The organism is Escherichia sp. WS3227_2 (genome assembly GCF_046486495.1).
Classification (GTDB): Bacteria; Pseudomonadota; Gammaproteobacteria; order Enterobacterales; family Enterobacteriaceae; genus Escherichia; species Escherichia coli.
The window spans coordinates 47,534-64,995 of record NZ_JBJQLG010000001.1; the positions used below are offsets into that span (position 1 = coordinate 47,534).

A 17,462-nucleotide genomic window follows, 5' to 3' on the forward strand; every position below is an offset into this window, starting at 1 on the left:
AAATGATAATAAATACGCGTCTTTGACCCCGAAGCCTGGCTTCGGGGTTTCTTTTTGCCTGGTGAATCACAAAAATCCCCCTACCCCGTCACGCTCATACCCAGGGTAATTTCGACCACTATTTGCTATATATTGTATGGTTGAATCTTTTTTCAACTACATCTAGTATCTCTGTATCAACAGAGAGACAACCCGACGCGTATCATCGCGCCGTATCTTCATTTTAAACGGAAATACGAATCATGCGCATTACTATTTACACTCGTAACGATTGCGTTCAGTGCCACGCCACCAAACGGGCGATGGAAAACCGGGGCTTTGATTTTGAAATGATTAATGTCGATCGCGTTCCTGAAGCGGCAGAAGCGCTGCGTGCTCAGGGCTTTCGTCAGTTGCCGGTTGTGATTGCAGGCGATCTTAGCTGGTCTGGTTTCCGCCCGGACATGATCAATCGTCTGCATCCAGCGCCACACGCTGCCAGTGCATGAGCCAGCTCGTCTACTTTTCCAGCAGCTCCGAAAATACGCAGCGTTTTATTGAACGTTTAGGGCTGCCCGCGGTGCGCATCCCGCTCAATGAGCGGGAACGGATTCAGGTAGACGAGCCTTACATCCTGATCGTGCCCTCTTACGGCGGCGGCGGTACGGCTGGCGCGGTGCCACGACAGGTCATTCGCTTTTTAAACGACGAGCATAACCGGGCGTTGCTGCGCGGCGTTATTGCTTCGGGTAATCGCAACTTTGGTGAGGCGTATGGCCGCGCCGGAGATGTGATTGCTCAGAAATGCGGCGTGCCGTGGCTGTACCGTTTTGAACTCATGGGTACGCAAAGCGATATCGAAAACGTTCGTAAAGGAGTAACCGAATTTTGGCAACGACAACCGCAGAACGCCTGACGCAGGAAACGATGGATTACCACGCGCTGAATGCGATGCTTAACCTTTACGATAGCGCAGGTCGCATTCAGTTCGATAAAGATCGCCAGGCAGTAGACGCCTTTATAACGACGCATGTGCGTCCGAACAGTGTGGCCTTCAGTAGCCAGCAGCAGCGCCTGAACTGGCTGGTTAACGAAGGTTACTATGATGAAAGCGTCCTTAATCGCTACTCTCGCGATTTTGTCATTACGCTGTTTGCCCACGCGCACGCCAGCGGTTTTCGTTTCCAGACATTCCTCGGAGCATGGAAGTTTTACACCAGCTATACGTTGAAGACATTCGACGGTAAGCGTTATCTGGAAGATTTTGCCGATCGAGTCACGATGGTGGCGCTGACGCTGGCACAAGGCGATGAAACACTGGCGACGCAACTGACCGATGAGATGCTGTCAGGACGCTTTCAGCCAGCCACGCCAACATTCCTCAACTGCGGTAAGCAGCAGCGCGGCGAACTGGTTTCCTGTTTTTTGCTGCGTATTGAAGACAATATGGAGTCGATTGGTCGGGCGGTAAATTCCGCACTGCAACTGTCGAAACGCGGCGGCGGCGTGGCATTTTTGCTGTCGAATCTGCGGGAAGCGGGCGCGCCAATTAAACGTATTGAAAATCAATCTTCTGGCGTGATTCCGGTGATGAAAATGCTGGAAGACGCATTTTCCTATGCCAACCAGCTCGGCGCGCGTCAGGGGGCAGGTGCAGTCTATTTACATGCTCATCATCCCGATATTCTGCGTTTTCTCGATACAAAACGGGAAAATGCCGACGAAAAAATCCGCATTAAAACACTGTCGCTGGGCGTGGTGATCCCGGATATCACTTTCCATCTGGCAAAAGAGAATGCGCAGATGGCGCTGTTTTCGCCTTATGACGTAGAGCGAGTTTATGGCAAGCCGTTTGCCGATGTCGCCATTAGCGAACACTATGACGAACTGGTTGCCGATGAACGCATTCGCAAAAAATACATCAACGCCCGTGATTTCTTCCAGCGACTGGCAGAAATCCAATTTGAGTCCGGCTATCCCTACATCATGTATGAAGACACGGTTAACCGTGCTAACCCTATCGCCGGGCGCATAAATATGAGCAATCTCTGCTCAGAAATTTTGCAGGTTAACAGCGCCTCAGAGTATGACGAGAATCTCGACTATGCCCGCACAGGCCATGATATTTCCTGCAATTTAGGTTCGTTGAATATTGCCCACACCATGGATTCCCCCGACTTTGCCCGCACGGTAGAGACTGCCGTGCGCGGTTTAACGGCGGTGTCAGATATGAGTCATATCCGCAGCGTGCCGTCCATCGAAGCCGGAAATGCCGCCTCACACGCCATCGGACTGGGGCAGATGAATTTACACGGCTATCTGGCGCGAGAAGGCATCGCTTATGGGTCGCCGGAAGCACTGGATTTCACCAATCTCTATTTCTATACCATCACCTGGCACGCACTGCGTACCTCGATGTTGCTGGCGCGCGAACGCAGTGAAACCTTCGCCGGGTTCAAACAGTCACGCTATGCCAATGGTGAATATTTCAGCCAATATCTGCAAGGGAACTGGCAGCCGAAAACGGCGAAAGTTGGCGAACTGTTTGCCCGCAGCGGTATTACGTTACCTACCCGTGAGATGTGGGCGCAGCTGCGCGACGACGTGATGCGCTATGGCATATACAACCAGAATCTCCAGGCGGTGCCGCCAACCGGTTCCATCTCTTATATCAACCATGCCACGTCGAGTATTCATCCGATTGTGGCGAAAGTAGAGATACGCAAAGAGGGCAAAACAGGACGCGTTTACTACCCTGCCCCGTTTATGACTAACGAAAATCTGGCGCTGTATCAGGACGCTTACGAAATCGGCGCAGAAAAGATCATCGACACCTACGCGGAAGCGACTCGCCATGTCGATCAGGGGCTGTCGCTGACGCTGTTTTTCCCCGATACCGCCACCACTCGCGATATCAACAAAGCGCAGATTTACGCCTGGCGCAAGGGTATCAAAACGCTCTACTACATCCGCCTGCGTCAGATGGCGCTGGAAGGCACTGAAATTGAAGGCTGCGTCTCCTGTGCACTTTAAGGAATATCTATGAAACTCTCACGTATCAGCGCCATCAACTGGAACAAGATATCTGACGATAAAGATCTGGAGGTGTGGAATCGCCTGACCAGCAATTTCTGGCTACCAGAAAAGGTGCCGCTGTCGAACGATATTCCTGCATGGCAGACATTAAGTGTCGTAGAACAACAACTGACGATGCGCGTTTTTACTGGCCTGACGCTGCTCGACACGCTGCAAAATGTTATCGGCGCGCCTTCGCTGATGCCCGATGCGCTCACGCCTCATGAAGAGGCGGTATTATCGAATATCAGCTTTATGGAAGCGGTTCATGCCCGCTCTTACAGTTCGATTTTCTCGACGCTGTGCCAGACCAAAGATGTCGATGCCGCCTACGCCTGGAGTGAAGAAAACGCGCCGTTGCAGCGAAAAGCACAGATTATTCAGCAACATTATCGCGGTGATAATCCGCTGAAAAAGAAAATCGCCAGTGTGTTTCTTGAATCATTTTTGTTCTATTCCGGTTTCTGGCTGCCGATGTATTTTTCCAGCCGCGGAAAGCTGACCAATACCGCAGACCTGATCCGTCTGATTATCCGCGATGAAGCAGTCCACGGTTACTACATAGGCTATAAATATCAGAAAAACATGGAAAAGATATCTCTGGGACAACGTGAAGAGTTGAAGAGTTTCGCCTTCGATTTGTTGCTGGAACTCTACGACAACGAGTTGCAATACACCGATGAGCTGTACGCCGAAACCCCGTGGGCTGACGATGTGAAAGCGTTTCTCTGTTACAACGCCAATAAGGCGTTGATGAATCTGGGCTACGAACCGTTATTTCCCGCAGAAATGGCAGAAGTGAATCCGGCAATCCTCGCCGCGCTTTCGCCGAATGCCGATGAAAATCACGATTTCTTTTCCGGTTCAGGCTCCTCTTATGTGATGGGAAAAGCGGTCGAAACAGAAGATGAAGACTGGAATTTCTGAGGGGGTTATTTTCAAAAATATCACTACCCGCAGCAGGGAAATAATTCCCGCCAAATAGCTTTTTATCACGCAAATATTTTGTGGTGATCTACACTGACACTCTGTTGCATTATTCGCCTGAAACCACAATATTCAGGCGTTTTTTCGCTATCTTTGACAAAAAATATCAACTTTTCTCGATTTGCTCTCAGCCCTTATATCACGGGAAATTCCGGCGATTTGCTCTCATCAATATTCATGCCACATTTGCCGTCAGGGGTTGCCTCAAATTCTCAGTATGTTAGGGTAGAAAAAAGTGACTATTTCCATTGGGTAATGTATCGACATAAACAAATAACAGGAATCTTTCTATTGCATGGCAATTAAATTAGAAATTAAAAATCTTTATAAAATATTTGGTGAGCATCCACAACGAGCTTTCAAATATATCGAACAAGGACTTTCAAAAGAACAAATTCTGGAAAAAACTGGGCTATCGCTTGGCGTAAAAGACGCCAGTCTGGCCATTGAAGAAGGCGAGATATTTGTCATCATGGGATTATCCGGTTCGGGTAAATCCACAATGGTACGCCTTCTCAATCGCCTGATTGAACCCACCCGCGGGCAAGTGCTGATTGATGGTGTGGATATTGCCAAAATATCCGACGCCGAACTCCGTGAGGTGCGCAGAAAAAAGATTGCGATGGTCTTCCAGTCCTTTGCCTTAATGCCGCATATGACCGTGCTGGACAATACTGCGTTCGGTATGGAACTGGCCGGAATTAATGCCGAAGAACGCCGTGAAAAAGCCCTTGATGCACTGCGTCAGGTCGGGCTGGAAAATTATGCCCACAGCTACCCGGATGAACTCTCTGGCGGGATGCGTCAACGTGTGGGATTAGCCCGCGCGTTAGCGATTAATCCGGATATATTATTAATGGACGAAGCCTTCTCGGCACTCGATCCATTAATTCGCACCGAGATGCAGGATGAGCTGGTAAAATTACAGGCGAAACATCAGCGCACCATTGTCTTTATTTCCCACGATCTCGATGAAGCTATGCGTATTGGTGACCGAATTGCCATTATGCAAAATGGTGAAGTGGTGCAGGTTGGTACACCGGATGAAATTCTTAATAATCCGGCGAATGATTATGTCCGTACCTTCTTCCGTGGCGTCGATATTAGCCAGGTGTTCAGTGCGAAAGATATTGCCCGTCGTACACCGAACGGCTTAATTCGTAAAACCCCCGGCTTCGGCCCGCGTTCGGCACTGAAATTATTGCAGGATGAAGATCGCGAATATGGCTACGTCATCGAACGCGGTAATAAGTTTGTCGGCGCTGTGTCTATCGATTCGCTTAAAGCCGCGTTAACGCAGCAGCAAGGTCTTGATGCGGCGCTGATTGATGCGCCGTTAGCGGTCGATGCACAAACGCCTCTTAGCGAGTTGCTCTCTCATGTCGGACAGGCCCCCTGTGCGGTGCCCGTGGTCGACGAGGACCAACAGTATGTCGGCATCATTTCGAAAGGAATGCTGCTGCGCGCTTTAGATCGTGAGGGGGTAAATAATGGCTGATCAAAATAATCCGTGGGATACCACGCCAGCGGCGGACAGTGCCGCACAGTCCGCAGACGCCTGGGGTACACCGGCGACTGCACCGACTGACGGCGGTGGCGCTGACTGGCTGACCAGTACGCCTGCACCAAACGTCGAGCATTTTAATATTCTCGATCCGTTCCATAAAACGCTGATCCCGCTCGACAGTTGGGTCACTGAAGGGATCGACTGGGTCGTTACCCATTTCCGTCCCGTCTTCCAGGGCGTGCGCGTTCCGGTTGATTATATCCTCAACGGTTTCCAGCAATTGCTGCTGGGTATGCCAGCGCCAGTGGCGATTATCGTTTTCGCTCTCATCGCCTGGCAGATTTCCGGGGTCGGAATGGGCGTGGCGACGCTGGTTTCGCTGATTGCCATCGGCGCAATCGGTGCCTGGTCGCAGGCCATGGTTACCCTGGCGCTGGTGTTAACCGCCCTGCTGTTCTGTATCGTCATCGGTTTGCCGTTGGGGATCTGGCTGGCGAGAAGTCCACGAGCGGCGAAAATTATTCGTCCACTGCTTGATGCCATGCAGACCACGCCAGCGTTTGTTTATCTGGTACCAATCGTCATGCTGTTTGGTATCGGTAACGTGCCGGGCGTAGTGGTGACGATCATCTTTGCTCTGCCGCCGATTATCCGTCTGACAATTCTGGGGATTAACCATGTTCCGGCGGATCTGATTGAAGCCTCGCGCTCATTCGGTGCCAGCCCGCGCCAGATGCTGTTCAAAGTTCAGTTACCGCTGGCGATGCCAACCATTATGGCGGGCGTTAACCAGACGCTGATGCTGGCCCTTTCTATGGTGGTCATCGCCTCGATGATTGCCGTCGGCGGGCTGGGTCAGATGGTGCTTCGCGGTATCGGTCGTCTGGATATGGGGCTTGCCACCGTTGGCGGCGTCGGGATTGTGATCCTCGCCATTATCCTCGACCGCCTGACGCAGGCCGTTGGGCGCGACTCACGCAGTCGCGGCAACCGTCGCTGGTACACCACTGGCCCTGTCGGTCTGCTGACCCGCCCATTCATTAAGTAACTCTGCACTTGCCCGGTGACGCCGGGCATTATCACCCTGCCAAAAAAAGGAATAACAATGCGACATAGCGTACTTTTTGCGACAGCGTTTGCCACGCTTATCTCTACACAAACTTTTGCTGCCGACCTGCCGGGCAAAGGCATTACTGTTAATCCGGTTCAGAGCACCATCACCGAAGAAACTTTCCAGACGCTGCTGGTCAGCCGCGCGCTGGAGAAATTAGGTTATACCGTCAATAAACCCAGCGAAGTGGATTACAACGTTGGCTACACCTCGCTTGCTTCCGGCGATGCAACCTTCACCGCAGTGAACTGGACGCCACTGCATGACAACATGTACGAAGCTGCCGGTGGCGATAAGAAATTTTATCGTGAAGGAGTATTTGTTAACGGCGCGGCACAGGGTTACCTGATCGATAAGAAAACTGCCGACCAGTACAAAATCACCAACATCGCGCAACTGAAAGATCCGAAGATCGCCAAACTGTTCGATACCAACGGCGACGGTAAAGCGGATTTGACTGGCTGTAACCCTGGCTGGGGCTGCGAAGGTGCGATCAACCACCAGCTTGCCGCGTATGGACTGACCAATACCGTGACGCATAATCAGGGGAACTACGCAGCGATGATGGCTGACACCATCAGTCGTTACAAAGAGGGTAAGCCGGTGTTTTACTACACCTGGACGCCGTACTGGGTGAGTAACGAACTGAAACCGGGGAAAGATGTGGTCTGGTTGCAGGTGCCGTTCTCCGCACTGCCGGGCGATAAAAATGCCGATACCAAACTGCCGAATGGCGCGAATTACGGCTTCCCGGTCAGTACCATGCATATCGTTGCCAACAAAGCCTGGGCCGAGAAAAACCCGGCAGCAGCGAAACTGTTTGCCATTATGCAGTTACCAGTGGCAGATATTAACGCCCAGAACGCCATTATGCATGACGGCAAAGCCTCAGAAGGCGATATTCAGGGCCACGTTGATGGCTGGATCAAAGCCCACCAGCAGCAGTTCGATGGCTGGGTGAATGAGGCGCTGGCAGCGCAGAAGTAAATATTGATAACCGCGCAGATAATGCTCATGTGAGTAAAACAATTGCAGCGATGGTTTTAATCCGGCTGAAAATCGATGAGACGTTTTCTGAAGGCCGGGGCGACGCGCAGGGATGCGCGGCGAGGGCGCGTCTTACAGGGATGTTACCTCGCGCCCGTACCCGATAGCCGTAAGAAATAAGTCGAATGTACCGCGTAGCGGCGATTTTGTGCCAAAAGCCTGGGTCGCCAGGGTGGTGGCGACTGAGCCACCCTGGCACGTTCACCAGCAAAATAGTGACAAAGTAGCTATAATCTGGAAGTGAACGTAACATTTGCCTTAGTGGCATATTTCACCTTCAAATACCCTCTCCCCATTACCCGCACATTTTAACAATCTATCTTTCGCCCCACATTCATAAACATCCGCTATTATTGATTCCCAGCTTAATCATCACCTGATGAACAAAAATAATGACTAAAACAAACCATGAGCTTAGCCCGGCGCTGATCGTGCTGATGTCTATCGCCACCGGTCTGGCGGTAGCCAGTAACTATTACGCCCAGCCATTACTCGACACCATCGCGCGTAACTTTTCCCTTTCCGCCAGTTCGGCGGGCTTTATTGTTACCGCCGCGCAGTTGGGCTATGCCGCAGGTCTGCTGTTTCTTGTTCCCCTCGGTGATATGTTTGAACGCCGCCGCCTGATTGTCTCGATGACCTTACTGGCAGCGGGCGGTATGTTAATCACTGCCAGCAGTCAGTCACTGGCGATGATGATCCTCGGTACGGCATTGACCGGTTTATTCTCGGTCGTGGCACAAATTCTGGTTCCGCTGGCAGCGACGCTGGCTTCACCAGACAAACGCGGCAAAGTGGTCGGCACCATTATGAGCGGGCTGCTGTTGGGGATCTTGCTGGCACGAACCGTTGCCGGGTTGCTGGCAAACCTCGGCGGCTGGCGCACCGTCTTTTGGGTTGCCTCGGTGTTAATGGCACTGATGGCGCTGGCATTATGGCGTGGTCTGCCACAAATGAAATCAGAAACCCACCTCAACTACCCACAGTTGCTTGGTTCCGTTTTCAGCATGTTTATCAGCGATAAAATTCTGCGCACCCGCGCGTTGCTGGGCTGCCTGACCTTTGCCAACTTCAGCATTCTATGGACCTCAATGGCCTTTTTGCTCGCCGCTCCGCCTTTTAATTACAGCGATGGCGTCATTGGTCTGTTTGGACTTGCGGGAGCAGCCGGAGCGTTGGGCGCTCGTCCGGCGGGCGGTTTTGCCGATAAGGGTAAATCGCACCACACCACAACTTTCGGTCTGCTGCTGCTGTTACTTTCATGGCTGACGATCTGGTTTGGTCACACTTCCGTACTGGCGCTGATTATCGGCATCCTGGTGCTGGATCTCACCGTGCAGGGCGTGCATATCACTAACCAGACAGTAATTTATCGAATACACCCTGATGCGCGTAATCGCCTGACCGCAGGTTACATGACCAGCTACTTTATTGGCGGTGCCGCCGGTTCGCTAATTTCAGCCTCAGCCTGGCAACATGGCGGTTGGGCTGGCGTTTGTCTGGCTGGCGCGACGATTGCCCTGGTTAACTTACTGGTCTGGTGGCGAGGTTTTCATCGTCAGGAAGCCGCAAATTAAGCAATCAGCAACCGTTTTCGTGGCTTTACACTTATAAGGGTGTTAAGAAGCCCATCAGTCTGATAAGGTTAAGATATTCATTCAGTCTATTTATAATATTAACAATCGTTAAGCGTACACTCTATGGAAAGCCCTACTCCACAGCCTGCTCCTGGTTCGGCGACCTTCATGGAAGGATGCAAAGACAGTTTACCGATTGTTATTAGTTATATTCCGGTGGCCTTTGCGTTCGGTCTGAATGCGACCCGTCTGGGATTCTCTCCTCTCGAAAGCGTTTTTTTCTCCTGCATCATTTATGCAGGCGCGAGCCAGTTCGTCATTACCGCGATGCTGGCAGCCGGGAGTAGTTTGTGGGTTGCTGCACTGACCGTCATGGCAATGGATGTTCGCCATGTTTTGTATGGCCCGTCACTGCGTAGCCGTATTATTCAGCGTCTGCAAAAATCGAAAACCGCCCTGTGGGCGTTTGGCCTGACGGATGAGGTTTTTGCCGCCGCAACCGCAAAACTGGTACGCAATAATCGCCGCTGGAGCGAGAACTGGATGATCGGCATTGCCTTCAGTTCATGGTCATCGTGGGTATTTGGTACGGTAATAGGGGCATTCTCCGGCAGCGGTTTGCTGCAAGGTTATCCCGCCGTTGAAGCAGCATTAGGTTTTATGCTTCCGGCACTCTTTATGAGTTTCCTGCTCGCCTCTTTCCAGCGCAAACAATCTCTTTGCGTTACCGCAGCGTTAGTTGGTGCCCTTGCAGGCGTAACGCTATTTTCTATTCCCGTCGCCATTCTGGCAGGCATTGTCTGTGGCTGCCTCACTGCGTTAATCCAGGCATTCTGGCAAGGAGCGCCCGATGAGCTATGAGGTTCTGCTGCTTGGGTTACTGGTTGGCGCGGCGAATTATTGCTTCCGCTATTTGCCGCTGCGCCTGCGTGTGGGTAATGCCCGCCCAACCAAATGTGGCGCGATAGGCATATTGCTCGACACCATTGGCATCGCCTCGATATGCGCTCTGCTGGTTGTCTCTACCGCACCAGAAGTGATGCACGATACACGCCGTTTCGTACCCACGCTGGTCGGCTTCGCGGTACTGGGTGCCAGTTTCTATAAAACACGCAGCATTATCATCCCAACACTGCTTAGTGCGCTGGCCTACGGGCTCGCCTGGAAAGTGATGGCGATTATATAACCCACAAGAATCATTTTTCTAAAACAATACATTTACTTTATTTGTCACTGTCGTTACTATATCGGCTGAAATTAATGAGGTCATACCCAAATGGATAGTTCGTTTACGCCCATTGAACAAATGCTAAAATTTCGCGCCAGCCGCCACGAAGATTTTCCTTATCAGGAGATCCTTCTGACCCGTCTTTGCATGCACATGCAAAGCAAGCTGCTGGAGAACCGCAATAAAATGCTGAAGGCTCAGGGGATTAACGAGACGTTGTTTATGGCGTTGATTACGCTGGAGTCTCAGGAAAACCACAGTATTCAGCCTTCTGAATTGAGTTGTGCTCTTGGATCATCCCGTACCAACGCGACGCGTATTGCCGATGAACTGGAAAAACGCGGTTGGATCGAACGTCGTGAAAGCGATAACGATCGCCGCTGCCTGCATCTGCAATTAACGGAAAAAGGTCACGAGTTTTTGCGCGAGGTTTTACCACCGCAGCATAACTGCCTGCATCAACTCTGGTCCGCGCTCAGCACAACAGAAAAAGATCAGCTCGAGCAAATCACCCGCAAATTGCTCTCCCGTCTCGACCAGATGGAACAAGACGGTGTGGTTCTCGAAGCGATGAGCTAACGCGTCATCTCGCTCAAAAATCCAGATTTATAAAAGAAAAAATGACTGGCCAGCATCGCAACATGCTGGCCTTTTTGGCAAGCAGGTCGGCTCAGCCGATGAGTTAAGAAGATCGTGGAGAACAATATGAGCGCAAATGCGGAGACTCAAACCCCGCAGCAACCGGTAAAGAAGAGCGGCAAACGTAAGCGTCTGCTCCTCCTTCTCACCTTGCTCTTTATAATTATTGCCGTAGCGATAGGGATTTATTGGTTTTTGGTACTGCGTCATTTCGAAGAAACTGATGACGCATACGTGGCAGGGAATCAGATTCAAATTATGTCTCAGGTGTCTGGCAGCGTGACGAAAGTCTGGGCCGATAACACCGATTTTGTAAAAGAAGGCGATGTGCTGGTCACTCTCGACCCGACAGATGCTCGCCAGGCGTTTGAAAAAGCCAAAACTGCACTGGCTTCCAGCGTTCGCCAAACCCACCAGCTGATGATTAACAGCAAACAGTTGCAGGCGAATATTGAGGTGCAAAAAATCGCCCTCGCGAAAGCACAAAGCGACTACAACCGCCGTGTGCCGCTGGGCAATGCCAACCTGATTGGTCGCGAAGAGCTGCAACACGCCCGCGACGCCGTCACCAGTGCCCAGGCGCAACTGGACGTCGCTATTCAACAATACAATGCCAATCAGGCGATGATTCTGGGAACTAAACTGGAAGATCAGCCTGCCGTGCAACAGGCTGCCACCGAAGTACGTAACGCCTGGCTGGCACTGGAGCGTACCCGTATTGTCAGCCCGATGACTGGTTATGTCTCCCGCCGAGCAGTACAGCCTGGGGCCCAAATTAGCCCAACGACGCCGCTGATGGCGGTCGTTCCAGCCACCAATATGTGGGTGGATGCCAACTTTAAAGAGACGCAGATTGCCAATATGCGCATCGGTCAGCCGGTCACCATCACCACCGATATTTACGGCGATGATGTGAAATACACCGGTAAAGTGGTTGGTCTGGATATGGGCACAGGTAGCGCGTTCTCGCTGCTTCCGGCGCAAAACGCCACCGGTAACTGGATCAAAGTCGTTCAGCGTCTGCCTGTTCGTATCGAACTGGACCAAAAACAGCTGGAGCAATACCCGCTGCGTATCGGTTTATCCACGCTGGTGAGCGTCAATACCACTAACCGTGACGGTCAGGTACTGGCAAATAAAGTACGTTCCACACCGGTCGCGGTAAGTACCGCGCGTGAAATCAGCCTGGCACCTGTCAATAAACTGATCGACGATATCGTAAAAGCTAACGCTGGCTAATCCAGAGGTGCGTGTTATGCAACAGCAAAAACCGCTGGAAGGCGCGCAACTGGTCATTATGACGATTGCGCTGTCACTGGCGACATTCATGCAGGTGCTGGACTCCACCATTGCTAACGTGGCGATCCCCACTATCGCCGGAAACCTGGGCTCATCGCTCAGCCAGGGAACGTGGGTAATCACTTCCTTCGGGGTAGCGAATGCCATCTCGATCCCGCTTACCGGCTGGCTGGCAAAGCGCGTCGGGGAAGTGAAACTGTTCCTCTGGTCAACCATCGCCTTTGCTATTGCGTCGTGGGCGTGTGGTGTCTCCAGCAGCCTGAATATGCTGATCTTCTTCCGCGTAATTCAGGGGATTGTCGCCGGGCCGCTGATCCCGCTTTCGCAAAGTCTATTGCTGAATAACTACCCGCCAGCCAAACGCTCGATCGCGCTGGCGTTGTGGTCGATGACGGTGATTGTCGCGCCAATTTGCGGCCCGATCCTCGGCGGTTATATCAGCGATAATTACCACTGGGGCTGGATATTCTTCATCAACGTGCCGATTGGCGTGGCGGTGGTGTTGATGACACTGCAAACCCTGCGCGGACGCGAAACCCGCACCGAACGGCGGCGGATTGATGCCGTGGGGCTGGCACTGCTGGTTATTGGTATCGGCAGCCTACAGATTATGCTCGACCGCGGTAAAGAGCTGGACTGGTTTTCATCACAGGAAATTATCATCCTTACCGTGGTGGCGGTGGTGGCTATCTGCTTCCTGATTGTCTGGGAGCTGACCGACGATAACCCGATAGTCGATCTGTCGTTGTTTAAGTCGCGCAACTTCACCATCGGCTGCTTGTGTATCAGCCTCGCGTATATGCTCTACTTCGGCGCGATTGTTCTGCTGCCGCAGTTGTTGCAGGAGGTCTACGGTTACACGGCGACCTGGGCAGGTTTGGCCTCTGCGCCGGTAGGGATTATTCCGGTGATCCTGTCGCCGATTATCGGCCGCTTCGCGCATAAACTGGATATGCGGCGGCTGGTAACCTTCAGCTTTATTATGTATGCCGTCTGCTTCTACTGGCGTGCCTATACCTTTGAACCGGGTATGGATTTTGGTGCGTCGGCCTGGCCGCAGTTTATCCAGGGCTTCGCAGTGGCCTGCTTCTTTATGCCGCTGACCACCATTACGCTGTCTGGTTTGCCACCGGAACGACTGGCGGCGGCATCGAGCCTCTCTAACTTTACGCGAACGCTGGCGGGGTCTATCGGCACATCCATTACCACCACCATGTGGACCAACCGCGAGTCGATGCACCACGCACAGTTAACCGAGTCGGTAAACCCGTTCAACCCGAATGCCCAGGCGATGTACAGTCAACTGGAAGGGCTTGGGATGACGCAACAGCAGGCATCAGGCTGGATTGCCCAGCAGATCACCAATCAGGGGCTGATTATTTCCGCCAATGAGATCTTCTGGATGTCAGCCGGAATATTCCTCGTCCTGCTGGGGCTGGTGTGGTTTGCTAAACCGCCCTTTGGCGCAGGTGGCGGTGGAGGCGGTGCGCACTAAGTACAACTAAGCCAGTTCATTTGAACTGGCTTTTTTCAATTAATTGTGAAGATAGTTTACTGACTAAATGTGCAGTTCCTGCAACTTCTCTTTCGGCAGCGCCAGTTCTTCGTTGCTGTTGATGCGCACGTCACGTTCCAGAATGCTACGCGCAATATCCTGCGCTTCCTGCAACGAGTGCATCTGGTAAGTGCCACACTGGTAGACGTTCAGTTCCGGGATCTGATTCTGATCCTGCACTTTCAGCACGTCTTCCATTGCCGCTTTCCAGGCATCAGCGACACGCTGCTCATCTGGCGTACCAATCAGACTCATATAAAAACCGGTGCGGCAGCCCATTGGCGAGATATCGATAATCTCTACACCATTACCGTTAAGATGGTTACGCATAAAACCAGCAAACAGGTGCTCCAGGGTATGGATCCCTCTTTCTGGCATCACTTCTTTGTTCGGCACACAGAAGCGCAGATCGAACACGGTGATTGCGTCGCCATGCGGGGTGTTCATTGTTTTCGCCACCCGAACTGCAGGCGCTTCCATCCGGGTATGATCGACTGTGAAGCTATCTAACAACGGCATTTAGCCACCTCCGGTAATTTTTTTAAAAATTTTCTGAACTCTTTCTTCCCAGGCGAGTCTGAGTATATGAAAGACGCGCATTTGTTATCATCATCCCTGAATTCAGAGATGAAATTTTGGCCACTCACGAGTGGCCTTTTTCTTTTCTGTCAGGCGTGTTTTTCCAGCCACACCGCAAACGGTTCGGTATCAGCGGCTTCCATTTCCTGCTGACGGCGTTCAGACGCCTCGCGCTCGGCTACAAAATCCTCTTCGCGCAGAATTTCCAACGGCTCTTCACGCAGCAGATTACGGTAGGCTTCTGCAAATGCTTTGCCTGTTCCGCCAATACCAGTATCAATCATAGACCTTAAGATACGGGCAGAGAAAGTCAGATCGGGATTATCGAAGCAGGCGACCAGTTCATCACACACTTTCTGATACGCTTCGCCGCCGTTAATGCTATCCAGCGTTTGCGCGACGCGTTTTAGATCGCGGAACAGATCTTTACCCACCTGCGGTAACGGGAACTGCGCGGTTTCGCAGCCGATACCCAGCGTCAGGCCCGGTTTGCGACCTTCGAGGATCACCCGGTTCCAGTTAACGCGTGTACAGGCAAGTTCGCTACTGCTCATTTCCGGTGCATCAGCCAGCGCACACCAGACCATAAACAAGTCGAGGAATCGCACCTGCTGTTCATCTACGCCAATCGGCGAGAACGGGTTGATGTCCAGCGAACGCACTTCAATATATTCAATGCCGCCACGTAACAGCGCATCAGAAGGCGACTCGCCGCTGCGGGTAACGCGTTTTGGACGAATCGGCGCGTACAGTTCGTTTTCAATCTGCAGCACGTTGCTATTGATTTGCAGTCGCTTACCGTCTTTCTCAATACCAATCTTCGCGTACTCTTCCGATGGCGTTTTGATTGCCTGTTTAAGGCCCGCCACGTACTCGTAAAGATCGTTGAAGGTAATACCAAGATTGCTTTGCGATTTATTGGTATAGCCAAGATCGCTCAAACGAAGAGAGGTCGCATACGGCAGGTAATACATACCGCACTCGGTTTTCTCAAACGGCAGCGACGTTGGTTTTCCTTGCAAGAAAGAAGAACAAATCGCTGGAGACGCACCAAACAGATAAGGAATGACCCAACCGAAGCGATAGTAGTTACGGATAACGCGGAAATAACCCGCAGATATTTTCTCTTTGGCATCAGCGCCCGAGATATCACCGCACTTCGCTTGCCAGAATGCCATTGGCAAAGAGAAATTGTAGTGCACGCCGGAAATGGTTTGCATCAGCGCGCCGTAGCGATTTTTTAGCCCTTCACGGTACAGCGTTTTAAAGCGACCGGTGTTAGAAGTGCCGTACTGTGCCAGTTCGATGTCCTGACCTTCTGCGATGTAGCATGGCATACTTAACGGCCACATCCGCTCATCGCCCATATTGCGCGCCGTATAACGATGCAGATCGCGCATAAAGGTCAGCATATGTTCAATATCACCATCCACTGGTGTAATGAATTCCAGCAATGCTTCCGCAAAATCGGTAGTAATCCATTTGTGCGTCAGTGCGGAACCTAATGCTTCAGGATGACCTGTTGTTGCCAGTGTTCCATCAGCATTAACACGCAAAGTTTCGCGTTCCAGCCCACGCTGTATCCCCTTTAACGCCTGAGGATGTTTTTCCAGCCAGGCCAGCGCCTGTGATACGTCCGGGATCAAATTGACCTCCCGCCTGTCAAAATCGTTTTAATTAGCATAACTGTAATGGTGACCATATGTGCAGGCCTACAATTAGTGCCACCACATCATGCCCTGAACGGTAGCTGCTGCAACTGCAACATAGCGTAACGTTTTACCAAGGCACAAAAAAAAGATTACCGGTCCCCACGAGATGCGCATCCATCCCGCTAACAGACACAGTAAATCGCCAACCACGGGCATCCAGCTTAATAATAGCGTGACTGCACCATAGCGTTTCAGCCAGCCGGTAGCTTTCTCTTGCCAGCGCGATGTTTTACGCAGTGGAAAGAAACGCCCAAGGATAACGTTAGTTAACCCTCCAAGGCTATTACCCATTGTTGCTGTTAAAACTAAAACCCAGGGATGACTGATCCCGGAAAGCAACATTGCCACCAGCACGACTTCGGAGTTGCCGGGTAATAGTGTAGCGCTGAGAAAACTACTGGCAAACAACGAGAAAAGCGATAACGCTTCACTCACAGCAAGCGAACATCCACAGCGTCCATGCCTGCTGCACGGGCCGCCTGAATACCGAAATCGGCATCTTCAAAGACCACACACTGTGTCGGTTGCACGCCCATACGCTGCGCGCACAACAAAAATGTGTCTGGCGCGGGTTTATGGTGTTTGACGTGATCAGCAGCGACGACAGCGTCAAAATAACGGCGTAATCCCAGGTGCGCCAGCAATGCCTCAGCGATGGCGCTTTCACTCCCCGTTCCTACAGCCATTGGGCGACGACCATGCCAACTTTTCACCACTTCAACAAGAGGAAGCGGCTCGACACTATCCAGCAGCATACTTCTTACTGCTTCTGTTTTTTCACGCGCTAACGCATGCGGGTCGAGATCTGCCTGATTCAGCTCAATAATCGCCTGAGCAATACGCCAGGTGGGCGAGCCATTAAGCGCAATCATTGCCTGAACATCGTACTGAAGACCGTAGTGCCCTAATACTTCGCGCCACGCTTTACGGTGCGTAGGCTCCGTATCCAGGATTGTGCCATCCATATCAAAAATTAAACCTGCATAACGCTCGTACATGGTCTTCTCGCAAGTCGAAAAATATGACGCTACTTTAGCGTAATTGCTTGATTTTGTCGCTGATGGCGAAGGAGAAGAAAATTCAGGAAATGGATAAAGTAGTTATTTAGAAATGAGATATTTTTGAAGGAAATTTGTGGGAGAAGATGGTGCCTGCGGTTAGTACCGC

Annotated in this window: 17 protein-coding genes; 13 read left to right on the forward strand and 4 right to left on the reverse strand. The window is 51.7% G+C overall.

Going from position 1 to position 17,462, the window contains the following annotated elements:
• The first annotated feature begins 242 nt into the window (after positions 1–242).
• The 13 genes from nrdH (at position 243) to emrB (ending at position 13,944) form a co-directional block, all read left to right on the forward strand.
• Positions 243–488 (forward strand): glutaredoxin-like protein NrdH, encoded by a 246-nt coding sequence (gene nrdH, locus ACJHXB_RS00250; protein ID WP_001223227.1) that lies wholly within the window; start codon positions 243–245, stop codon positions 486–488.
• Entirely contained in the window at positions 485–895 is a 411-nt protein-coding gene (gene nrdI, locus ACJHXB_RS00255) for a class Ib ribonucleoside-diphosphate reductase assembly flavoprotein NrdI (protein ID WP_000080944.1), read from the forward strand. The genes nrdH and nrdI overlap by 4 nt, the downstream gene beginning before the upstream one ends.
• Positions 868–3,012 carry a class 1b ribonucleoside-diphosphate reductase subunit alpha gene (nrdE, locus tag ACJHXB_RS00260; protein WP_000246562.1) on the forward strand — a complete coding sequence of 715 codons (2,145 nt, stop codon included), beginning with the start codon at positions 868–870 and terminating at the stop codon, positions 3,010–3,012. Before nrdI ends, nrdE begins: the two co-directional genes overlap by 28 nt.
• Positions 3,013–3,021: 9 nt before the next feature.
• Positions 3,022–3,981 carry a class 1b ribonucleoside-diphosphate reductase subunit beta gene (gene nrdF, locus ACJHXB_RS00265; RefSeq protein ID WP_000777950.1) on the forward strand — a complete coding sequence of 320 codons (960 nt, stop codon included), beginning with the start codon at positions 3,022–3,024 and terminating at the stop codon, positions 3,979–3,981.
• Positions 3,982–4,336: 355 nt separating this feature from the next.
• Positions 4,337–5,539 (forward strand): glycine betaine/L-proline ABC transporter ATP-binding protein ProV, encoded by a 1,203-nt coding sequence (gene proV, locus ACJHXB_RS00270; RefSeq protein WP_000985490.1) that lies wholly within the window; start codon positions 4,337–4,339, stop codon positions 5,537–5,539.
• Positions 5,532–6,596 carry a glycine betaine/L-proline ABC transporter permease ProW gene (gene proW / locus ACJHXB_RS00275; RefSeq protein WP_000774975.1) on the forward strand — a complete coding sequence of 355 codons (1,065 nt, stop codon included), beginning with the start codon at positions 5,532–5,534 and terminating at the stop codon, positions 6,594–6,596. The genes proV and proW overlap by 8 nt, the downstream gene beginning before the upstream one ends.
• A 57-nt stretch (positions 6,597–6,653) precedes the next feature.
• Positions 6,654–7,646 carry a glycine betaine/L-proline ABC transporter substrate-binding protein ProX gene (gene proX, locus ACJHXB_RS00280; RefSeq protein WP_001216531.1) on the forward strand — a complete coding sequence of 331 codons (993 nt, stop codon included), beginning with the start codon at positions 6,654–6,656 and terminating at the stop codon, positions 7,644–7,646.
• 452 nt (positions 7,647–8,098) lie between these two features.
• On the forward strand, positions 8,099–9,283 hold the full coding sequence (locus ACJHXB_RS00285; protein WP_000169334.1) for an MFS transporter: 1,185 nt from the start codon (positions 8,099–8,101) through the stop codon (positions 9,281–9,283).
• A 123-nt stretch (positions 9,284–9,406) separates the two neighbouring features.
• Positions 9,407–10,144: an L-valine exporter subunit YgaZ gene (gene ygaZ / locus ACJHXB_RS00290; protein ID WP_000445658.1), complete on the forward strand. Its 738-nt coding sequence runs from the start codon at positions 9,407–9,409 to the stop codon at positions 10,142–10,144.
• The gene (ygaH, locus tag ACJHXB_RS00295) at positions 10,134–10,469 is read left to right on the forward strand and encodes an L-valine transporter subunit YgaH (RefSeq protein WP_097447050.1); all 336 of its coding nucleotides are present in this window, start codon (positions 10,134–10,136) and stop codon (positions 10,467–10,469) included. The genes ygaZ and ygaH overlap by 11 nt, the downstream gene beginning before the upstream one ends.
• Positions 10,470–10,559: 90 nt before the next feature.
• Entirely contained in the window at positions 10,560–11,090 is a 531-nt protein-coding gene (gene emrR, locus ACJHXB_RS00300) for a multidrug efflux transporter EmrAB transcriptional repressor EmrR (protein ID WP_000378442.1), read from the forward strand.
• 126 nt (positions 11,091–11,216) lie between these two features.
• Positions 11,217–12,389 (forward strand): multidrug efflux MFS transporter periplasmic adaptor subunit EmrA, encoded by a 1,173-nt coding sequence (emrA, locus tag ACJHXB_RS00305; RefSeq protein WP_001295175.1) that lies wholly within the window; start codon positions 11,217–11,219, stop codon positions 12,387–12,389.
• A gap of 16 nt (positions 12,390–12,405) precedes the next feature.
• Positions 12,406–13,944, forward strand: a complete 1,539-nt coding sequence (gene emrB, locus ACJHXB_RS00310; protein ID WP_001295176.1) for a multidrug efflux MFS transporter permease subunit EmrB — start codon at positions 12,406–12,408, stop codon at positions 13,942–13,944.
• A 63-nt stretch (positions 13,945–14,007) separates the two neighbouring features.
• Here emrB and luxS read toward each other — a convergent pair whose 3' ends face one another.
• The 4 genes from luxS to yqaB all read right to left on the reverse strand — a co-directional run bounded on the left by luxS (position 14,008) and on the right by yqaB (position 17,293).
• Positions 14,008–14,523 carry an S-ribosylhomocysteine lyase gene (luxS, locus tag ACJHXB_RS00315; RefSeq protein ID WP_001130211.1) on the reverse strand — a complete coding sequence of 172 codons (516 nt, stop codon included), beginning with the start codon at positions 14,521–14,523 and terminating at the stop codon, positions 14,008–14,010.
• Between the two features lie 149 nt (positions 14,524–14,672).
• Positions 14,673–16,229: a glutamate--cysteine ligase gene (gene gshA / locus ACJHXB_RS00320; protein ID WP_000611804.1), complete on the reverse strand. Its 1,557-nt coding sequence runs from the start codon at positions 16,227–16,229 to the stop codon at positions 14,673–14,675.
• Positions 16,230–16,301: 72 nt separating this feature from the next.
• Positions 16,302–16,730: a YqaA family protein gene (locus ACJHXB_RS00325; RefSeq protein WP_001287455.1), complete on the reverse strand. Its 429-nt coding sequence runs from the start codon at positions 16,728–16,730 to the stop codon at positions 16,302–16,304.
• Positions 16,727–17,293: a fructose-1-phosphate/6-phosphogluconate phosphatase gene (gene yqaB, locus ACJHXB_RS00330; RefSeq protein ID WP_000273309.1), complete on the reverse strand. Its 567-nt coding sequence runs from the start codon at positions 17,291–17,293 to the stop codon at positions 16,727–16,729. The genes ACJHXB_RS00325 and yqaB overlap by 4 nt, the downstream gene beginning before the upstream one ends.
• Positions 17,294–17,462: the final 169 nt, after the last annotated feature.

Excerpts from the sequence above, each read along its gene's own strand:
- ygaH (WP_097447050.1), top strand. The coding sequence starts at position 10,134 with ATGAGCTATGAGGTTCTGCTGCTTGGGTTACTGGTTGGCGCGGCGAAT.
- ygaZ (WP_000445658.1), top strand. The coding sequence starts at position 9,407 with ATGGAAAGCCCTACTCCACAGCCTGCTCCTGGTTCGGCGACCTTCATG.
- proV (WP_000985490.1), top strand. The coding sequence starts at position 4,337 with ATGGCAATTAAATTAGAAATTAAAAATCTTTATAAAATATTTGGTGAG.
- emrR (WP_000378442.1), top strand. The coding sequence starts at position 10,560 with ATGGATAGTTCGTTTACGCCCATTGAACAAATGCTAAAATTTCGCGCC.
- proX (WP_001216531.1), top strand. The coding sequence starts at position 6,654 with ATGCGACATAGCGTACTTTTTGCGACAGCGTTTGCCACGCTTATCTCT.
- emrB (WP_001295176.1), top strand. The coding sequence starts at position 12,406 with ATGCAACAGCAAAAACCGCTGGAAGGCGCGCAACTGGTCATTATGACG.
- proW (WP_000774975.1), top strand. The coding sequence starts at position 5,532 with ATGGCTGATCAAAATAATCCGTGGGATACCACGCCAGCGGCGGACAGT.
- emrA (WP_001295175.1), top strand. The coding sequence starts at position 11,217 with ATGAGCGCAAATGCGGAGACTCAAACCCCGCAGCAACCGGTAAAGAAG.
- nrdF (WP_000777950.1), top strand. The coding sequence starts at position 3,022 with ATGAAACTCTCACGTATCAGCGCCATCAACTGGAACAAGATATCTGAC.
- ACJHXB_RS00285 (WP_000169334.1), top strand. The coding sequence starts at position 8,099 with ATGACTAAAACAAACCATGAGCTTAGCCCGGCGCTGATCGTGCTGATG.
- luxS (WP_001130211.1), bottom strand. The coding sequence starts at position 14,523 with ATGCCGTTGTTAGATAGCTTCACAGTCGATCATACCCGGATGGAAGCG.
- nrdH (WP_001223227.1), top strand. The coding sequence starts at position 243 with ATGCGCATTACTATTTACACTCGTAACGATTGCGTTCAGTGCCACGCC.
- yqaB (WP_000273309.1), bottom strand. The coding sequence starts at position 17,293 with ATGTACGAGCGTTATGCAGGTTTAATTTTTGATATGGATGGCACAATC.
- nrdI (WP_000080944.1), top strand. The coding sequence starts at position 485 with ATGAGCCAGCTCGTCTACTTTTCCAGCAGCTCCGAAAATACGCAGCGT.